Source organism: Deinococcus alpinitundrae (genome assembly GCF_009982895.1).
Classification (GTDB): domain Bacteria; phylum Deinococcota; class Deinococci; order Deinococcales; family Deinococcaceae; genus Deinococcus; species Deinococcus alpinitundrae.
The window spans coordinates 1-272 of sequence record NZ_WXZL01000242.1; the positions used below are offsets into that span (position 1 = coordinate 1).

At 72.4% G+C, this 272-nt stretch carries 1 protein-coding gene; it reads left to right on the top strand.

Annotated elements, in window-relative coordinates; translation table 11 throughout:
- Nucleotides 1–272: MFS transporter (locus GUI70_RS23225; protein ID WP_161884570.1), on the top strand; the 272-nt coding region annotated here is incomplete at both ends.

The window sequence follows — 272 nt, forward strand, 5'->3', positions numbered from 1 at the left end:
GACGTTTGCCTGGACCTGCGCGCTGTCCGTGTCGTACGCGATCGTGATGCTCGCGGCGCCGCTGCTCGGCGCGTGGGCCGACCTGCGCGCGCGCAAGAAGCGCCTGCTCGCGGCCAGCACCGTCGTGTGCATCGCCGGGACGGCCGCGCTCGCGTTGTGCGGCCCGGGCGACGTGTGGCTCGCGATGGTGCTCGTCGTCGTTTCGAACATCGGCTTCGGCGCGGGCGAGAACCTCATCGCGGCGTTCCTGCCCGAGCTCGCGACGCCGCAGT